Source organism: Rheinheimera sp. B2H12 (assembly GCF_059620065.1).
In genome coordinates this window covers 2,988,838-3,006,168 of the sequence record NZ_CM184363.1, presented here as the reverse complement: position 1 = coordinate 3,006,168, position 17,331 = coordinate 2,988,838, and the positions used below count along the sequence as shown (strand labels likewise).

The 17,331-nt window shown below is 49.4% G+C and carries 15 protein-coding genes and 2 tRNA genes; 6 read left to right on the top strand and 11 right to left on the bottom strand.

Annotated features, from left to right (window positions below):
- Nucleotides 1–17 precede the first annotated feature (17 nt).
- The 4 genes from AC53GJ_RS12980 to AC53GJ_RS12965 all read right to left on the bottom strand — a co-directional run bounded on the left by AC53GJ_RS12980 (nucleotide 18) and on the right by AC53GJ_RS12965 (nucleotide 2,861).
- A tRNA-Val gene (locus AC53GJ_RS12980) sits at nucleotides 18–94 on the bottom strand.
- Between the two features lie 45 nt (nucleotides 95–139).
- Nucleotides 140–216: transfer RNA gene (locus tag AC53GJ_RS12975), tRNA-Val, on the bottom strand.
- 148 nt (nucleotides 217–364) lie between these two features.
- Complete coding sequence (locus AC53GJ_RS12970) at nucleotides 365–1,408, bottom strand: DUF3080 family protein (protein WP_496728161.1); 1,044 nt, start codon at nucleotides 1,406–1,408, stop codon at nucleotides 365–367.
- Nucleotides 1,409–1,472: 64 nt separating this feature from the next.
- Entirely contained in the window at nucleotides 1,473–2,861 is a 1,389-nt protein-coding gene (locus AC53GJ_RS12965; protein ID WP_496728159.1) for an MATE family efflux transporter, read from the bottom strand.
- Nucleotides 2,862–2,949: 88 nt separating this feature from the next.
- Here AC53GJ_RS12965 and AC53GJ_RS12960 point away from each other — a divergent pair, with 88 nt between their 5' ends.
- Nucleotides 2,950–3,612, top strand: a complete 663-nt coding sequence (locus AC53GJ_RS12960; RefSeq protein ID WP_496728158.1) for a riboflavin synthase subunit alpha — start codon at nucleotides 2,950–2,952, stop codon at nucleotides 3,610–3,612.
- 54 nt (nucleotides 3,613–3,666) lie between these two features.
- Here AC53GJ_RS12960 and AC53GJ_RS12955 read toward each other — a convergent pair whose 3' ends face one another.
- From AC53GJ_RS12955 to AC53GJ_RS12940, 4 genes are read right to left on the bottom strand one after another with little or no spacing between them, the layout of a single operon-like run.
- Nucleotides 3,667–3,867, bottom strand: a complete 201-nt coding sequence (locus AC53GJ_RS12955) for a CPXCG motif-containing cysteine-rich protein (RefSeq protein WP_496728156.1) — start codon at nucleotides 3,865–3,867, stop codon at nucleotides 3,667–3,669.
- 40 nt (nucleotides 3,868–3,907) lie between these two features.
- On the bottom strand, nucleotides 3,908–4,711 hold the full coding sequence (locus AC53GJ_RS12950; protein ID WP_496728154.1) for a pteridine reductase: 804 nt from the start codon (nucleotides 4,709–4,711) through the stop codon (nucleotides 3,908–3,910).
- The gene (gene hxpB, locus AC53GJ_RS12945; protein WP_496728153.1) at nucleotides 4,708–5,361 is read right to left on the bottom strand and encodes a hexitol phosphatase HxpB; all 654 of its coding nucleotides are present in this window, start codon (nucleotides 5,359–5,361) and stop codon (nucleotides 4,708–4,710) included. The genes AC53GJ_RS12950 and hxpB overlap by 4 nt, the downstream gene beginning before the upstream one ends.
- A 21-nt stretch (nucleotides 5,362–5,382) precedes the next feature.
- On the bottom strand, nucleotides 5,383–6,258 hold the full coding sequence (locus tag AC53GJ_RS12940; RefSeq protein ID WP_496728151.1) for a fructosamine kinase family protein: 876 nt from the start codon (nucleotides 6,256–6,258) through the stop codon (nucleotides 5,383–5,385).
- A 286-nt stretch (nucleotides 6,259–6,544) separates the two neighbouring features.
- Here AC53GJ_RS12940 and thrS point away from each other — a divergent pair, with 286 nt between their 5' ends.
- The 4 genes from thrS to rplT all read left to right on the top strand — a co-directional run bounded on the left by thrS (nucleotide 6,545) and on the right by rplT (nucleotide 9,702).
- Nucleotides 6,545–8,455 (top strand): threonine--tRNA ligase, encoded by a 1,911-nt coding sequence (gene thrS, locus AC53GJ_RS12935; RefSeq protein ID WP_496728149.1) that lies wholly within the window; start codon nucleotides 6,545–6,547, stop codon nucleotides 8,453–8,455.
- 12 nt (nucleotides 8,456–8,467) lie between these two features.
- A complete protein-coding gene (gene infC / locus AC53GJ_RS12930) occupies nucleotides 8,468–9,025 on the top strand; it encodes a translation initiation factor IF-3 (RefSeq protein ID WP_496728147.1) in 558 nt (185 codons plus the stop codon).
- A 103-nt stretch (nucleotides 9,026–9,128) separates the two neighbouring features.
- Nucleotides 9,129–9,326 carry a 50S ribosomal protein L35 gene (gene rpmI, locus AC53GJ_RS12925; RefSeq protein WP_068069322.1) on the top strand — a complete coding sequence of 66 codons (198 nt, stop codon included), beginning with the start codon at nucleotides 9,129–9,131 and terminating at the stop codon, nucleotides 9,324–9,326.
- A 16-nt stretch (nucleotides 9,327–9,342) separates the two neighbouring features.
- On the top strand, nucleotides 9,343–9,702 hold the full coding sequence (rplT, locus tag AC53GJ_RS12920) for a 50S ribosomal protein L20 (protein ID WP_496728145.1): 360 nt from the start codon (nucleotides 9,343–9,345) through the stop codon (nucleotides 9,700–9,702).
- Nucleotides 9,703–9,843: 141 nt separating this feature from the next.
- Here rplT and AC53GJ_RS12915 read toward each other — a convergent pair whose 3' ends face one another.
- The 3 genes from AC53GJ_RS12915 to AC53GJ_RS12905 form a co-directional block, all read right to left on the bottom strand.
- Entirely contained in the window at nucleotides 9,844–10,983 is a 1,140-nt protein-coding gene (locus AC53GJ_RS12915; RefSeq protein WP_496728143.1) for an META domain-containing protein, read from the bottom strand.
- 55 nt (nucleotides 10,984–11,038) lie between these two features.
- Nucleotides 11,039–11,923, bottom strand: coding sequence for an alpha/beta fold hydrolase (locus tag AC53GJ_RS12910; RefSeq protein ID WP_496728141.1), 885 nt, complete (start codon nucleotides 11,921–11,923; stop codon nucleotides 11,039–11,041).
- A 128-nt stretch (nucleotides 11,924–12,051) separates the two neighbouring features.
- On the bottom strand, nucleotides 12,052–14,667 hold the full coding sequence (locus tag AC53GJ_RS12905) for a TonB-dependent receptor plug domain-containing protein (protein ID WP_496728140.1): 2,616 nt from the start codon (nucleotides 14,665–14,667) through the stop codon (nucleotides 12,052–12,054).
- Nucleotides 14,668–15,032: 365 nt separating this feature from the next.
- Here AC53GJ_RS12905 and AC53GJ_RS12900 point away from each other — a divergent pair, with 365 nt between their 5' ends.
- A complete protein-coding gene (locus AC53GJ_RS12900) occupies nucleotides 15,033–17,276 on the top strand; it encodes a S9 family peptidase (protein ID WP_496728138.1) in 2,244 nt (747 codons plus the stop codon).
- Nucleotides 17,277–17,331: the final 55 nt, after the last annotated feature.

Here is a 17,331-nt window from a genome sequence, read left to right as displayed (position 1 = left end):
AATTTTATTTGAATGTTTGGTGCGTCCTAGTGGACTCGAACCACCGACCCCCACCATGTCAAGGTGGTGCTCTAACCAACTGAGCTAAGGACGCATATTGCGCTGTTATCGTTTTAACTGCCGCACTTCTGCTGAAGTGTGGTGCGTCCTAGTGGACTCGAACCACCGACCCCCACCATGTCAAGGTGGTGCTCTAACCAACTGAGCTAAGGACGCATTTCATAGTTCACAGTCTGGCTGACTGTGCTGACAACGAGCGCTATAGTATTTTCGCGTCCCTGCTATTGCAAGCCTTTTTTCAATTCTGTCGCTTGCTTGCTGCTATTTTGTGCGAAAGACCGGTCTTTGGCTGACTGGAGGTTGCTTATTGCGCCGGTGTAGCCGTTAGCTGTAACTGACATTGCTGTTGCAACTGCTGCCACCAACGGACATGCGTCTTCAACTGGTGGCGCAGTTCTGCTGCTGGCTGGTTAAAACGCGCTGTGATCAGCTGTTGAAAAGGGCTGTGCTGATACAACGCCGTCAGGGTTGGCATCAACTGGTGATTGAGGCTATCCAGTTCTGCCAGATAGGGTTGCACCCGGCCTAAGTAAATCTGCCCGAACACCGTCAGCAGAATGTCGATCTGACCATTGAGCCGTGCTTTGCCGCACCATTGACTCAAATCTAGCGCCATCAATTGCTGGTTCAGCGTTTGTAGTTGGTTATTGCTGTAACGCACACTGTATTGCAAATCTGCCAGCAGCTGGCCTTGGTATAACAAAGCCAGCGCCTGATTAATCCGTTCTGCGTGCCAGGACTCAGGAATGTGCGGCTGCTGTTGATTCGTTGCTGTGGTGTCTGCTGAATTGGTGTCACTTTGCGCTAGCACCTGCTGCTGGAGCAATTGCAGTTGCTGTAATGCCTGTAAGGTATCACTGCCAAGGCTGGCGGCACCAGGGTTCAGACTACGCTGCGAACCTTGCAGTTGTTGGCGCAGCGTTGCGTCGGTCAACAGCAGATTGGACAGCACCAGCGGCAGCGCCTGTCGTTTTTGCTGATACATCTGTTGCAGCTGTTGTTGTAGTTGATGGCTGAGCTCTGGATGGCGCAGGCAAGGTAACAGTTGCTGTAATAACTCAAGTTCATAACCGAGCTGATTGGCAGCTGTCATCACTTTACCCAGACTGTTGTTGCGACTGGCCACCAGTTGCTGCAATCCACAATGGCGGATCGCCACCAGATCCAGCAAGTCAAGCCGTAAATCCGGCAATTGCTGCTGTACCTCGCGCACAGCTGGCAGTGCGGGTAATGCTGCGATGGGATTGATTGTTGGGGCAGGCAAGGGCAAAATTCTGGCCATTCTGCTGTGGTAATCCTCAAAAATAGATTCTGCAGCCGGACTGCAGCCACCGAGTAAAATGGGCAACAGCAGGCTGCATAACCAGACCACAGCGCTGAGTGCAGCACTGAGGGGCTGAAGATGGTTTGGTTTAGTCTGTGGCCTGTGCCGATAGCGCCTGTGCTGCATAGCTTTTCTCCAGCCGGTTTAATTGCTGTTTTAGCATCGCAGCCAGCAAGACCGCGGCCACGGTTAAACCGATGATAATCCCGATCCAGAAGCCATGGGCGCCCATCGCCGGAGTCAGCCAGTCGGTTAACCCTAATACTGTGCCCAGGCCAAAGCCGATCGGCCAGTAGGCGATAAAGGTGATAAAAAATATTGGTTTGGTGTATTTCAGGCCGCGCAGGGCGCAGCTGGAGACCACCTGGATGGCATCAGAAATCTGATAAAAACAGGCCAACACCAGAATCGAACTTGCCATTGCAATCACAGCGCTATCTGTGGTGTACAAAGACGCCACCAGACCACGGCTGATGTACGTGAATGCAGCAATCAGCAAGGCGATGCCAATCGACAGGACAATGGCGGTGCTGATGGCTGTTCTGAGTTCCTGCACATCTCTGGCTCCCGCCAGGTGGCCAACCCGGATTGTGGTCGCCATGCCCATACTCAGTGGCAACATAAAGACCAAGGCACTGTAGTTATTGGCAATCTGATGGGATGCCACTACTGCCGGGCCCAGATGCACAATCATCAGCGGAATACAGGCGAATAAGGTCACTTCAAAAAACATGGCAAACGCAATCGGTGTACCGAGCGCAATAATTTGCCAGATTTCGCGCAGTGAAGCGCGATAGGACGCCAGTTTCAGCCGGTATGGTGCTGTACGCTGACTGGTCATGGCATAAATACAGATTGCAATCAGCTGTGCCAGAAACACCAGCGATGTCGCCAAGCCACAACCAGCACCGCCCAAAGCCGGCATACCGAGTTTGCCGTAAATAAATACATAGTTGGCCGGGATATTCACTAAGATGCCAACAAAGCTGATCCACATGGTGGCTTTGGTATAGCCGATACCTTCAAACAGATTGCGCAGCACCATATAACCAGCGGCCGGAAAAATACCAAAGGCAATATAGCCCATATAATCTAAAGCTTTTTGCCGCAGCATATCGTCCATCTGCATCATGCCGACCGGAATGGCGATAAACTGCATCAGCAGGAAAATCAGCAGTGCCAGTGCGCCGGCCAGATAAGCGCCCTGCAGGGTGACCTGGGTCACTTCCCGGCGCTGACCCGCACCATAATGCTGGGCTATCATCGGTGTTAACGCCAATAACAAACCCTGAAAGGTCAGGATAATCGGCAACCACAAGGCTGATGCCACTGCTATGCCCGCCATATCAACCGGGCTGACGCGACCGGCCATCAGCGTATCAATCACATACATCATGGTCTGGGTTAACTGCGCCAGCACTATAGGGCCAGACAGTTTCAGAATGGTTTTGGCTTCAAAGCGGGAAAAAGGTAACATGGCAACTCACACAGATCCGGACAGTGGCTACACCGTAACTATCAGTGTTGCCATATAAAATCCTAATCTAGCACAATCCGAGGTGTAAATGTTTACCGGAATAGTCCAGACCCGCGCCCGCGTCGATGAAATTCAGCACAGACCCGGCTTTTGTACCCTGACACTGGCCGTTGCCAACCGATTCTTACAGCAGTTACAGCAAGGGGCCAGTATTGCCATCAATGGCACTTGTCTGACCGTCACCGGTTTTGGCCTGGCTGAGTCCGTAGCCGACGATGGCTGGGTGCAGTTTGATTTGATTGATGAAACGCTGAAGCTGACCAATCTGGGCGCGCTCATTCCAGGTGCTGAAGTTAATTTTGAACGCTCGCTGACTGTCGGGAGTGAAATTGGCGGTCATATTTTATCCGGTCATATTCACACCCAGGCAAAAGTGCTGGAGATCCGCCAGACGGCCGATAACTGGGCCATTGAGTTTGAATTAGCCGCGCCATGGCAGCCTTATCTGTTCAGTAAAGGTTTTATCGCCATCGATGGCATTAGCCTGACGGTCGGGGCTGTGACGGCAGGGCGCTTCTGGTTACATATTATTCCGGAAACCCTGCAGATCACCACGCTGGGGCAGCGTCAGGTCGGCGATTGGGTCAATATTGAAATTGATCAGCAGACCATCACCATAGTGCAAACCGTCAACCGGACTGTGACACAATTACTGGCTGGGGGCGGTTTGGCGGCGCTTTCCGGCGCCTGAAGATAACTTTTTGCCAGTGCCTTCTGAACATTGCCACCCTGTACAGCGGGTCAGTCAGTAAAATTGTTCATCATCGGCGTCGACAAAAACTTGCACACTGCGGTGCAAGTCGTCTTTGTGGGTGACAATATGGATCGGATTGCAGCAGTTGCTGCAATCTTCAAAATCGTCCTGATCATCACCGCTGACATCCAGCGTGACATGGGTTGGGTGACCGCAAAACGGGCACAGAATCGTTTTATGGATCAAATCCATGCTGCCTCCTTCCCGCTGCGTGCTGCACCAGCCTGCTAAGCTAAGCTTTGCTGGCAGCCCCTAAGCTGCGTCCGCCATCCACCGCGACAATTTGCCCGGTGATATAAGGTGAACATGCCAGGAACAACACGGTCCGGGCTATATCTTCAGGTTGACCTAAAGCCCCAAGCGGAATTTGTGCCAGAATGCCGGTTTTGTCCTGCTCTGTCAGTGTGGGTAACACGGCTTGATCAGGCAAACCTGCTTCCGGCCATAAAATAGCGCCCGGAGCCACTGCGTTGACCCTTATTGTAGGCGCTAATTCGCGTGCCAGCGCGCGGGTCATCATCACCAGTGCTGATTTTGCCATACAATACACCGGATGTTCGGCCAGCGGTTTGTCGGCGTGAATGTCTACCATATTGATAATACAGCCATTGTGCTCCCTTAACGCCGGCAACAACGCCTGAGATAAAAAAAATGGCGCTTTGGCATTACTGGCAAATAAATCCAGCCATTGTGCTTCGGTGACGCTACCCATCGGGGTTGGATAAAAACTGGACGCATTATTGACCAGCAGATCCAGCCGGCCATAAGCGGCCACAGCATCAGTGGCCAGTTGTAACAGTTCGGCTTGGCTGGTCAAATCGGCTGCAAGCAAGAACACTGAAGCGGGTCGCCGTGCATTCAGCTCGTTTGCCAGTGCGATGGCGGCCGCAGCTGAACAGCGATAATGCAGCACAATCTGGTAACCGGCCTGATGTAATTGCCGCACTGTCGCAGCGCCAAGCCGGCGGGCTGCTCCAGTGACCAGCGCAACTTTGTTTGGTGTCTGCGCGGGGTTTTGTGTCTGTGCCAGGCTCATGCTGTGAAATCCTCCATCCGCAGTTCTGTCAGTGACCGCAGTATTTTATCGGCAATGGCATAACGCGCATCGCTCCGATGCGCGACATCAGGCACGGCAATACAACGCATCCGGGCGGCTTTGGCAGCAATCACGCCGGTGACGCTATCTTCCAGCGCCAGACAATATTCAGGCGCCACCCCAAGCGCAGCTGCGGCATTCAGATAGACTTGCGGATGAGGTTTGGCACGCGGCAGAAATTCGGCCGAACAGGTAGCCTGGAAGTAGCGCGACAGTGCAAAATGGTTCAGCACCGCCAGCATCATTTTATGATTCGACGAGGTCGCCAGCGCTATCGGTAAACCCGCCGTCTGACACAACTGCAGGGCTTGCTCTGCGCCCGGCAACAACCTGCCACGACTGATGATAAGGGCAATCACCCGATCGATAATAGTGTCAGCCACTTCCGCCTGAGTCGGTGTCTGCCAGGGTGCTTGCTGATACCAGAAACGCACCACATCGTCACAGCGCCAACCCAGCGTTTTGTGGGTATCGGCTGGGCTTAGTGGTACACCCAGTGAACTAAACATTTCAAATTCAGCTTGTTGCCAGAAATCTTCTGAATCGAGCAACAAGCCATCCATATCAAAAATGACCGCCTGAACCGACATACAACTCCATCAGGGCAGCCCCTAGGCCAGCAGTTGCTGGATGTACTCCTTGGCCTGCCAGCTGTAACGGCCACCGCGTAAATAAGCGTGGTGTAACAGATGGTACAGATTATAAAGATCTTTACGCTGCAGGAAACCCTCCGGCAGCGGATAAACCTGTTGATAGGACTGAAAAAAAGCTTCCGGTAATGGGTCGAGCCAGCCGGCAAAGGCTAAATCTGTTTCCCGATCACCAAAATAACAGGCCGGGTCAAACACAAAAGGCACTTCAGATAAAAAACCGATATTGCTGCGCATCAGTTCGCCATGCAGCAAACAGGGTTTAGGCTGATGGCCGTGCAGTCGCTGCCGCACCCGCTCGACAATTAAATCAATATTGCCAAACAGTTGTTGCTGCTCAGCCAGCAATTGCAACAGCCAGCCAATCCGCTGTTCTGAGAAAAATGTCGACCAGTTGGCTTGCCATTGATTCGGCTGCAAGCTGGCTGATAGATAATTGTCCCAGTCAAAACCGTACATCGCCTGATCGTCCGCCTGATGCAAAAATGCCAGTTGATGCCCGAGCGCCTGCCAGCCATAAGGATGTTCATTCGAAAGTGGCAGATAGTCCAGCACCAGAAAGGCTTTATCCAGGGTTTGTCCCGGGCAAATCACGTGCGGTGTACGCAGGCAGTGACGCTGTGAAATCGCCTGTAAACTCAGTGCTTCGGTGGCAAAACTATCCAGCACTTCACGCTGGTTCAGTTTGACAAAAAATTGCCGGTGCTGACCCTGCTGCAAATGCCCTTGAATTTGATACAACAAATTACCGGAATGGGTGGGTAGCTGCTGTTTATGGCTGATCTGAAAGTCTTGCTGCAGTTCAGCACTGATATGCTCTGCAATGGCCTGCCACATAGATACTCCTTTGGTTATTGCAACACAGTATGGTCAACAACCGCAGATTTCGCCGCTGCGCAGCACGTTTTTACTGACAGTCAGCTATTTGCCGAGAAAAGGCCAGCATGCTAAGCTTGCCCCCGCCAAGTCGGCATTCACTCTGGGCTGGAGTCACGATACCGCCACGCTGTGTACCAAATGACCACTCGTTGGGGTCATCAACTGGACCGCAAGGCGTTATTGCCAGCAGGAGCAACATCATCATGTGACCCATTGTGGGGGTCACCACTGTAGGAATATTTTTATGCCAGTAATTACTCTGCCTGACGGTAGTCAGCGCGTTTTTGATGCCCCGTTATCTGTCCTCGACGTTGCTAAATCTATTGGTCCTGGTCTTGCCAAGGCCACCATTGCCGGTAAAGTCAATGGCCAACTGGTCGATGCCTGTGAAATCATCAAGCAAGATAGCCAGTTAGCTATCGTCACCACGAAAGATGACGAAGGCTTAGAAATTCTACGTCACTCTTGTGCGCATTTATTAGGGCATGCCATCAAACAGCTGTGGCCACACGTCAAAATGGCGATTGGTCCGGTCATTGATAATGGCTTTTATTATGACGTCGATTTGGATCGGCCAATCAGCGCTGAAGATCTGCAGACGCTGGAAGCGCGCATGCTGCAACTGGCAAAAACCGAATATGACGTGGTGAAGAAAAAGGTCAGCTGGCAACAAGCCTATGACACTTTTGCCGCGCGTGGCGAAAGTTACAAGATGGAAATCCTTGAGCAAAACGTAGCTCGGGACGATCAGCCAGGTTTGTACCATCACGAAGAATATATTGATATGTGCCGCGGCCCACACGTGCCGAATATGCGGTTCTGTCAGCACTTTAAAATTATGAAAGTTGCCGGCGCTTACTGGCGTGGCGACTCGAAAAACAAAATGCTGCAACGTATTTACGGCACCGCCTGGGCCGATAAAAAGCAGCTCGGCGCTTATTTAACCCGGTTAGAAGAAGCAGAGAAACGCGATCACCGCAAAATCGGTAAAGCCCTGGATTTATTCCATTGGCAAGAAGAAGCCCCAGGCATGGTGTTCTGGCATAACGATGGCTGGACTATTTACACTGAACTGGAAAAATTTGTCCGGGAAAAATTGCGCTCCTTTGATTATGACGAAGTAAAAGGCCCACTGATGATGGACCGTTCGTTGTGGGAAAAATCGGGCCACTGGGATAAGTTCGCTGGCGGCATGTTCACCACGGAATCTGAAAAACGTGAATACGCGATTAAACCGATGAACTGCCCTGGTCATATTCAGATTTTTAACCAGGGTCTGAAATCTTACCGTGACTTACCGCTGCGAATGGCTGAATTTGGTTGCTGCCACCGTAACGAGCCGTCTGGTTCATTGCACGGTTTGATGCGGGTGCGTGGTTTTACCCAAGATGACGCGCATATCTTCTGTACTGAAGATCAGATTGAAGCTGAAGTTGGTGCTTGCATCGACATGGTGTATGAAACTTACCAGACTTTTGGTTTTGACAAAATTGTGGTGAAACTGTCCACCCGGCCAGAAAAGCGGGTGGGTTCAGATGAAATCTGGGATAAAGCCGAAAAAGCCCTGGCGCAGGTTCTGAACAGTAAAGGGATAGAATTCCAATACTTACCTGGCGAAGGTGCGTTCTACGGTCCGAAGATTGAATTTACTTTGCATGATTGTCTGGACAGAGCCTGGCAATGTGGTACTGTGCAGCTCGATTTTTCAATGCCGGCCCGATTAGGGGCGACTTATGTGGCAGAGAATGGCGAGAAGCAAATTCCGGTGATGATTCACCGGGCAATTTTGGGCTCGCTGGAACGTTTTATCGGTATTCTGATTGAAGAATATGCCGGTCTGTTCCCGGCATGGTTGGCGCCAACTCAGGTTGTGGTGATGAATATTACCGATAATCAGGCCGATTATGTGAAGGAATTAGTAAAAACTTTCAAATCTCACGGTATTAGAGCAACTTCGGACTTGAGAAATGAGAAGATAGGCTTTAAAATCCGCGAGCACACGCTGGCACGTGTTCCTTATCTGGTTGTCGTCGGTGACAAAGAAGTTGAAGCCGGTGATATAGCACTGAGAACACGCAAAGGCGAAGACCTCGGCAAGATGACTGTAGAAGCGTTTGTTGACAAACTGACGACAGAAATCAAAAACCGGGTCTGATGATATTAATTCTTGGAGGAACATACCATTAAAGTAGGAAAGAAACCGTTACCAACGAACAGACCGAATCGTATTAACGAAGAAATCAACGTCCGCGAAGTACGTTTGATTGGTCTGGAAGGTGAACAATTAGGTGTAGTAAGTACCGCAGACGCCATCAAATTGGCAGAAGAAGGTGGTTGTGATCTGGTAGAAATCAGTCCAACAGCTGAGCCTCCTGTTTGTAAGTTAATGGACTATGGTAAGTTCCTCTTCGAAAAGGGTAAAGCTGCGAAAGAGCAGAAGAAGAAGCAAAAGCAGATCCAGATCAAGGAAATTAAATTCCGGCCTGGAACTGATGAAGGCGATTACCAGGTAAAACTACGCAACCTGCGTCGCTTCATTGAAGAGGGTGACAAAGCTAAAGTAACACTGCGTTATCGTGGTCGTGAAATGGCGCATCTGGACATCGGTATTGAGATGCTTAACCGGATTAAAGAGGATATGACAGACATCGCTGTTTGTGAATCTTTCCCAAGTCGGGTTGAGGGTCGTCAGATGATCATGATGCTGGCCCCAAATAAGAAGTAATAAGCGCATACAAGTAAAAGCCCTGTTCCACTGTGGTAACGCGGTGGGATGAGGTTTTTCGCCTTATTATTCGTTGTAATTAAACAATGCGAGTTATTTAACTATGCCTAAGATGAAAACCAACAAAGGCGCTGCCAAGCGCTTTAAAAAAACCGCTTCTGGTGGTTTTAAACGTAAGCAATCACATCTTCGCCACATCCTGACGAAGAAGTCTTCTAAGCGTAAGCGTCAGTTAGGTCCAAAAACGTTAGTTGCAAAAGTTGACGTCGCTGGTATCGCTCGCTGCTTGCCATACGCATAATATTTAGGAGACTGAAATGCCAAGAGTAAAACGTGGTGTGACCGCTCGCGCGCGTCATAAGAAGGTATTAAACCAGGCTAAAGGTTACTACGGTGCCCGTAGCCGTGTTTATCGTGTAGCTTTCCAAGCAGTAATCAAAGCCGGCCAGTACGCTTACCGTGACCGTCGTCAACGTAAACGTCAGTTCCGTCAACTGTGGATCGCGCGTATTAACGCTGCTTCACGTCAAAACGGTTTATCTTACAGCCGTTTCATCGATGGTCTGAAAAGAGCATCTGTTGAAATCGACCGTAAAATCCTGGCTGACATCGCAGTATTCGACAAAGGCGCATTTGCTGCTTTAGTTGAAAAAGCGAAACAAGCTTTAACTGCTTAATTAATCTGAGCAGTAAAAAAGCCACCTGCGGGTGGCTTTTTTGTACCTGTGATTTCATGACCAAAAAATGGGATCAGCACATAAATTCCAACCCCATCGTCATATCACACTTTAGCTGTTAGCTTGCAAGCGGCAACTCAGTCAGTTCACAGCCTGACTGAATTCCATAATCACCTGATTATCTTTTAGTAACTGCAGTTTTTGCTGATTAACTTCAACCCGGTCTGCCAGTTGTAACTGACGGGTGAACTGCTGCTCATAGAAGTTGGCATCAGCGCAGTGTTTTCTGGTCATAGCCAGCGGTAACACTTTTAATTGATTGTCATTTTTCTGGTAACCGGCATTAAAGTTATTACAGCCGGAATAGCCGTACACCTTATTATTTTGATCAAACATCAGCCGGATATTCAGCTTCTGCGGCACACCAATCTGCGACACTGAGTTTAACCGCCAGACAATACCTTCAACTTTATCAGCACCTTGTTGTGCTGGGCAGGTCGCACCTGGCCAGAACTGCTCGAATTTATCGATAAATAAGGTATTGTCCTGCTCCGGGCTTTTGCGCGCGGTTAAAGTCGCGACCACGGTTTTACCGTTGAGTGATGGGTTGGTCTGATAGCTACGCATCATCGGCATATGATGTTGAGTCATGGCAATTTGATGGCTGGTGCCAGAGCGGCAGTCAGTAAAACTGGCCTGATTGTCTTTTAATTGGTACAGGCCCAATAATGGCAACCTGCTATCCAATTTTTTAAATTCACTTTGGCGGGTCAGCGTTTGATTTTCAGCTGAAACTATAGGTTTACCGGCGCTATCCATCAAGGTCAGATGGCGATTACTGGCAAACAGGAAAGAAGGGATGCTGGTGTGCTGACTGGTAAAATGCAAAGTGCGTTGGTCCAGTTGCCACTCGCCCCGGATCAGTTCAATTTGATTGCGGTCAATGTACTCACGACGGGCTTCAAATTTGCCATCCCGGTACACGTTAATGTGGTAGTTCACCCCAGGGCATTTTTTGCATGGCAAAGTGCCGGTAAACGTCATATCCCGTTCAATGAAAATCAGCCCGAAATCGGTGGCAATAGGCTGGGCATTGTCAGAATGCACCACTTCATCCGGCACCAGATCTGGCTTCACCACCACGGGTTCGGCTGGCTTGGCCGCGACGGGCGCAGGTTTAGGTTCTGGCACTGTGGTACAGGCCGATAACAACACGGCACTTAACAGGAAACTACGTTTAATCACTTCAACTCGCTCTGGCTGACACAAAATTGCCGCCATTATAATGGAAGTATCGGATGACCGGCAGCGATTTTTGTCGGATCTTTAACCCGGTTCAGCCTGTTTTTGCTGGTAGCCAGTGTTGCAGGATCAAAGCCGCGGTTTGACTGGGCTGTTGTTGCATAAAACAATGATCACCACGGACCTGACGAATATGCACGGCCTGATTCAATTGCTGCCAGCGCGTGACGGCTTTGGCAACAAAAGGGTAACTCTGATCACCATACAGCACTAAGGTCTCGCTACAGGGCTGACGTAAAGACTGCCATAATCGTTTCGGGTAAGAGGCAAAAATCTCAGCTTCGCGTTCAGGCCGGCATTTCAGCCGCACCCCATCTTGATCCTGCCTCATACTGTGTCGAATATAAGCCGATAAAGCATCCGGATGCCAACTGGCAAATAACGCTCTTTGCTTTAAATACTGTGCAGCCTGGGTTGGATCCGGCCAGTGTTGTCGTCTTTTTAACGCTTTTTTCGCGAGTGGATTAAAGCGATACAAGCCTAGCAGATCCAGTCCTTGCATGGTTCTGAGCATCCAGGGGGTAAATAGCACCGGGTCAAGCAAAATCACCTGACGAAAAGGACTGTTGGCCTGACTGTTGATGATGGCTGTTAACACAGCGCCAAAACTATGGCCCAAGGCATAAATTTCCACGTCACCAAACAATGGCAAATGCGCCCGCAGTGCAGCCAGTGCCAGCTCTGCACTTTGATTCCAGCCAACAAAAAGTCCGCCATGATCACTATCACCATGGCCTTGGGCATCAGATAAAAATAAATCAAAATGCTCGCTCAGCATGCTGAGCAAGGGTTGATACATCAGGCTGGAAAAACCGTTCCCATGCAGCATATGCAACAAGGGTTTGCCGGAAGGGACGGAATGAAAACCGCGCAACGTAAAACCGCGATTTGTTTGAAATTGCCAGCGTTCTAACTGCACACAACACCCGGAACTGGTCTAAAAGCAAAACCATGCCATGTTCCGGGGTTGAATTCAAGTCAATGGTTGCCGCTTGTGGCCGCAATCCCGGTCCGATGGGCTGGAACCGGGCTTGCGTGACAAATGGCTTAGAAACGATACACACCTTTGGCGTAATAATAACCGCCATTAATGCCCATCGGCGACGTTTCATAATATAAGCCACCCCAGTTATTACTCGGTGTGTTCGCTGCTGAAAGGTCAATTTTCTCTGGTTTAGTGTCAAAGATATTTTGTGCACCGACTGACACGACCCAGTTGCTATTAAAGTTATAACTGACTTCAACATCGAAGGTGACTTTGGCTGCTGCGTTCTTTTCGGTACCCGGTGAAGCAGGTGTACCGACCCAATCGACATGCACGCCCTGATACTCACCATAATAGTTTTGCCGGACAAACATGTTCCAGTCAGCCCAGCTTTGGCTCCAGGTTAAAGTGGCACGATGATTGGGTAAATCATTTTCAAGTCTGGAAATTTTATCAAAACCAGTGATGGCTTGGCCGCCGATCGGCGCACCTACTTTATCCACATTGGTATCAGTCCAGTTATATGCAAAGTTCAGATTGGTCGCACCATCGAACCAATTAGTGCTATAACTTGCAACAAAATCAATCCCTTGGGTGGTGGTATCAAAGTCGTTGGTAAAAAAGCTGACTTGCTGAATTGAATCAACGTTTTTCACCCCAGCGGCTTTGAGCGCAGCTTTGTTGGTTGGTGTCAGGTTAATTTTACTGGACTGGGTAATCCGGTCTGTCACTTCAATATGGTAAAAATCCATCGTGACGAAAAAATCATCGCCGGTATAGACCAGGCCGCCGGCAAAGCTGACCGATTCTTCCGGGGTTAATTCTTTACCACCTAACTCTCTGGAGATCGGATTGGTGGGTGGCAATAATGCTGAATCTACCAGCATGCCGGATGACAAGTTGGTTTGAACGTTACTGACATTGGACTGACCTACGGTAGGCGCACGAAAACCGGTGCTATGCGAGGTCCGCAGTGCCCATTCGTCATTGAGCCGGTATTGCGCCAGAATTTTGTAATTCAGCGTGGAGCCGAAGGTATCATAATCTTCAAAGCGTAAGGCTGCGCCAGCCAGGAAGTTTTCCGTAAAATCGGCTTCAACATCGGTATAAACGGCATAGTTACGTCGGGTGTAAATACCGGCATCTTCTGGTTTAAAACCGGGGAAACCGTTCGAACCTATACTGAAGCCTTGTGACACATAAGGTCCTGCCAGGTATGAATCGACATCACCAGCGACGACTTCAAAACTTTCTTCGGTCCATTGTGAGCCAAATGCCACCGTCATATCTTCATATAACCCAGCCGGCACAAATTTAACAAAATCAGCACTGAAGGTTTTTTCCAACTGGATATAACGACCAGGGTTAAACTCAGTCGGAGTTTCAGGGCCAAGTGAAGCGTTGATAGTGTTCGTCATCTTATAGGTCGATTCATTGCGACCAACAGTGCCGCTAAAATCGTACATCACATCGTGCAGCCAACCGGTTTTAAAGGTGCCTTTGGTGCCCATAGCCAAGGCTGTATCTGTGACATTACCGCCGAAAGTTGGGGTAAAACCGCCTGGGAACATTTCATTAAAGGCAAAACAGTTTTTGCCAACAGCGGTGTTATTGTCGGCAATTAACGCGTAATCCGCCTGGGTTAACACATTGCCAGTGGTAATGTTGACGGTCGGACATGGAATATTTGGATTCAGCTGCGCCACCAATAAGGTTTTGCCTTCATCATTTGAATACACCTGACCACGGTTATGCGGATTGCGGTAATAAAAGCCGCCAATCACATCCCGTTCTGAGTAGTTGGCAAACAGATAAGCTTCACGGCCATCCCCTAAGTCCAGTCCGGAGTTGAGGAACATGGTGATATCATCTTTAATTTCCGGTGAGCCCCAGACTTGGGTCAGCGGTGCTATCGCTGTATTGCCGGCTGCAGCCAGGCCAAGCGCATCTTGACGTTGCACACTTCGGCTGGTGGCATCGGCATTTTTTAATTGAAAGCTGGCGTTGACAAAGCCATTGTCAGTTAATGGTAATCCGATGTTACCGGCAACTTCTGTACTGTCACCATCCCCTTCATAAAACTGACCGGTTTTAACTTCCAGACTGCCGCCATCATCGGCATCTTTGAGCACAAAGTTCAGTACCCCGGCGATGGCATCCGAACCATATTGGGCAGCAGCACCATCACGCAACACTTCAACCTGTTTAATCGCAATACCCGGGATCACTGAAATATCAGCACCTTGTGCACCATCATTGATACCGCCGCCCAGCAGTGCAATCACAGATGCTTTATGCCGGCGTTTGCCATTAGTCAGGATTAAGGTGCTATCTGAAGATAAGCCACGTAAATTAACGGGGCGGATCAAAGTCGCAGCATCACTGATTGGCATGGAGTGCACATTGAGCGAAGGGACAGTGGTGGTAATCATATTCAGCATATCACTGCTGCCTGATTTGGTGAGTTCTTCGGCGCCGACAATATCAATGGGTACCGGCGAATCAGCGATAGAGCGGGGCGCTGCTCTGGAGCCCACCACCGCAATTTTTTCAATCTTATCGTCCTCAGCTTTGGATTCAGTGGTTTGCGCCACTGCACAGAAGCTTAAAGACAGACTTGTTGCCAGCGCATAGTGGATTGCTTTGGCAAGTGGACTCACCGTATTTTGCTGTTTCATAAAAGTTCCTGATTCTCTGTTTGCCAATCAATTATTTTTGTTATGTTCTGACAAACCATAGGTAACAACTCTGGCCTTGTCTAATTGCCAACGTAAATAATCTTTAAAAAACAGAACTATCCTTTTTCAGGAACATTTCTTTAATTTTCAACAGCCTGCATATCTAGAAATCGTACTGACTGTTATTTGTACAAAAAATAGCGGTGGTTGTTATGCTATCCGTCGCGTTTTGTACTGTAGATTGCCGCCTAAATGCAGATCTCGCAGGAATGAGCCGGTTTAATTGGTGACTCAGCCGGTATTGGCTTGCAAAAAAATGCCGGCTGACATTAGATAGCAGCAGAATAAAAACGAGGAACACCCGAATGAAAAAATCTGTAGCCGGGCTTAGTCTGGCGTTACTTACTGCGGCAAATCTGGGACTGACACATGCGGCAGAGCCCTTAGTACTGGAGCGGTTATTTGCCGATCCGGCGCTGAGTGGGCCAACGCCAAAATCACTGAGTTATTCACCGGATGGTAGCCGTATTACTTACCTCAAAGGCAAAGCCAGTGATGCCAACCGGCTTGATCTGTGGCAGTACCAGATCAAATCCGGTCAGCATAGCTTGTTAGTGGATTCAGATAGCTTGTTCAGTGGGGTCGAAACCTTATCGGATGAAGAAAAAGCTCGTCGTGAACGGCTGCGGTTATTTGCCAGTGGTATCGTCAGTTACAGCTGGTCAAAAGACGGTAAAGCCTTATTATTTCCGCTGAACGGCGATGTCTATTATTATGAACTTGGCAGTAAAAAGTCGCGAAAACTGACTAACACGCCAGAATTTGAAACAGATGCACAAATATCGCCCAAAGGGCGTTTTGTCTCTTTTGTGCGTGAACAAAATATCTATGTACTGGATTTGCAAACCGGCCAGGAACAGCAGTTAACTAAAGATGGTCAGGGCCCGATCAAAAACGGCATGGCAGAATTTGTGGCACAGGAAGAAATGGGGCGGATGACCGGTTACTGGTGGGCTCCGGATGACAGCAAAATAGCCTTTACCCAGTTTGATGAGTCTGGTGTTGCCGAAGTATTACGCAATGAAATCTACGCCTCGGAAATCAAGTTATACAATCAGCGTTATCCATATGCCGGCGCCGCGAACGTGAAAATCCGGCTTGGTGTGGTGCCAGTCGCCGGTGGTGCTGCCAATTGGGTTGACCTTGGTCAAGAGCAGGATATCTATCTGCCTAGAGTACAATGGACCCAGGATCCGAATCTGCTCAGTTATCAATGGCAGAGCCGTGATCAGCAAAAGCTTGAATTACGGCTGGCGGATTTACGTAGCGGTCAACAACGCACTTTACTGACGGAAACCAGCAATACCTGGGTCAATTTGCATGATGATTTACATTTCCTGACCAATAAAAACGAGTTTATCTGGGCTTCAGAGCGCGATGGCTTTAAGCATTTGTATCTGTTTGATCTGAAGGGGCAGTTGAAACAACAGCTGACCAAAGGCGATTGGGTGGTGAACAAACTGGAAAGTGTGAACGAAAAAACCGGCGAATTGTATTTCAGCGGTCGGAAAGATTCAGTGCTGGAAAGTCATTTGTACCGCTTGCCGCTCAAAGGTGGCGAGCCACAACGACTGACGTCCGCTGCTGCCAGCCACGCTGTCGTGGTGGCGGAAGACGGCAGTGGTTTTCTGGATAGTTATTCCAGTGTCAATGCCTTACCTAAAGTGCAGCTCAATGATCGCAACGGCAAAGTGCTGACAGTACTGGAAGCCAATGAGTTAGATGCGAATCATCCGCTGACGCCTTATTGGGATGGTTTAATCAAGCCGACCTTTGGGACTTTAACAGCCAAAGATGGCCAGACCCTGCATTACCGCATGTTTGAACCCAAGGACAAGCAAGCAGGGAAAAAGTATCCGGTGATTGTCAGTGTCTATGGCGGCCCGGGGGCGCAGCGCGTCACCAATAGCTGGAGCGGCCGTGACCTGTATTTCCATTATATGGCACAGCGCGGTTATATCATTTTCCAATTGGATAACCGTGGTTCAGAAAACCGTGGCAAGAAATTCGAAGATCCAATTTATCGCAAACTCGGCGTGGTTGAAGTGGAAGATCAAATCACTGGCGTCGAATTTCTGCGCAGCTTAGCTGCTGTGGATCCGGCCCGGATTGGGGTTTATGGCCATAGTTATGGTGGTTATATGGCCATTATGAGTATGTTTAAAGCCGGCGATTATTTTGCCGCCGGGGTGTCAGGGGCGCCAGTAACGGACTGGAGTTTGTATGACACCCATTATACTGAACGTTATCTGGGCCATCCGGCCAGTAATGCCGAAGGTTACAGCCAAAGTGCTGTGTTTCCTTATGCCGCGGGTTTAAAAGGCGATTTACTGATTTATCATGGCATGGCGGACGATAACGTCTTGTTCAGCAATAGTACCAAGCTGTTTTCTGAACTGCAGCAGCAGGGCAAAATGTTTGAAATGATGACTTACCCTGGCAGCAAACACGCCATGTTTGGTCAGCAGGTGCAAACCCATTTGCACAAAACCATCACCAGCTTTTTTGACCGCACTTTAGCCGGGCAGTCAGCAAGCAAAAAACCATAACCCAAGTTGGCAGCCCCGACTTGCGCTGGCAGGGCGGGGCTGCAACTGAGTAATG

Coding starts and splice junctions, on each gene's coding strand:
- AC53GJ_RS12965 (WP_496728159.1), bottom strand. CDS start 2,861: ATGTTACCTTTTTCCCGCTTTGAAGCCAAAACCATTCTGAAACTGTCT.
- AC53GJ_RS12960 (WP_496728158.1), top strand. CDS start 2,950: ATGTTTACCGGAATAGTCCAGACCCGCGCCCGCGTCGATGAAATTCAG.
- AC53GJ_RS12955 (WP_496728156.1), bottom strand. CDS start 3,867: ATGGATTTGATCCATAAAACGATTCTGTGCCCGTTTTGCGGTCACCCA.
- AC53GJ_RS12950 (WP_496728154.1), bottom strand. CDS start 4,711: ATGAGCCTGGCACAGACACAAAACCCCGCGCAGACACCAAACAAAGTT.
- hxpB (WP_496728153.1), bottom strand. CDS start 5,361: ATGTCGGTTCAGGCGGTCATTTTTGATATGGATGGCTTGTTGCTCGAT.
- AC53GJ_RS12940 (WP_496728151.1), bottom strand. CDS start 6,258: ATGTGGCAGGCCATTGCAGAGCATATCAGTGCTGAACTGCAGCAAGAC.
- thrS (WP_496728149.1), top strand. CDS start 6,545: ATGCCAGTAATTACTCTGCCTGACGGTAGTCAGCGCGTTTTTGATGCC.
- rpmI (WP_068069322.1), top strand. CDS start 9,129: ATGCCTAAGATGAAAACCAACAAAGGCGCTGCCAAGCGCTTTAAAAAA.
- rplT (WP_496728145.1), top strand. CDS start 9,343: ATGCCAAGAGTAAAACGTGGTGTGACCGCTCGCGCGCGTCATAAGAAG.
- AC53GJ_RS12915 (WP_496728143.1), bottom strand. CDS start 10,983: ATGGCGGCAATTTTGTGTCAGCCAGAGCGAGTTGAAGTGATTAAACGT.
- AC53GJ_RS12905 (WP_496728140.1), bottom strand. CDS start 14,667: ATGAAACAGCAAAATACGGTGAGTCCACTTGCCAAAGCAATCCACTAT.
- AC53GJ_RS12900 (WP_496728138.1), top strand. CDS start 15,033: ATGAAAAAATCTGTAGCCGGGCTTAGTCTGGCGTTACTTACTGCGGCA.